This is a genomic window from Ciceribacter ferrooxidans, assembly GCF_004137355.1.
GTDB lineage: Bacteria > Pseudomonadota > Alphaproteobacteria > Rhizobiales > Rhizobiaceae > Allorhizobium > Allorhizobium ferrooxidans.
Genome location: NZ_SDVB01000198.1, coordinates 1 through 360, shown reverse-complemented (window position 1 = coordinate 360; position 360 = coordinate 1). Strand labels below are relative to the sequence as shown.

Genomic DNA, 360 nt, shown 5'->3' with positions numbered 1-360 from the left:
GAAGCCGCCATCAACCGCATGGTCAACTTGGAGCTGTATGCGTCCTACGTCTACCTCTCCATGTCCTATTACTTTGACCGGGATGATGTGGCCCTGGAACACGTGGCCAAGTTCTTCAAGGAGCAGAGCCACGAGGAGCGGGAGCACGCTGAGAAATTCCTGAAGTATCAGAACAAGCGTGGCGGTCGCATTGTCCTTCAGGATTTGAAGAAACCAGAGAAGGACGAATGGATCAACACCCTGGAAGCCATGCAGGCCGCTCTGCAGCTGGAGAAGACTGTGAACCAGGCTCTTCTGGATCTGCATCAACTGGCATCTGAAAGGAATGATCCCCAGCTGTGTGACTTCCTGGAGTCCGAA

Annotated in this window: 1 protein-coding gene; it reads left to right on the top strand. The window is 53.6% G+C overall.

Annotation, left to right across the window (positions count from 1 at the left end; translation table 11 throughout):
* The coding region (locus EUU22_RS10290) for a ferritin family protein (RefSeq protein WP_129331943.1) at positions 1 to 360 on the top strand (360 nt) is incomplete at both ends.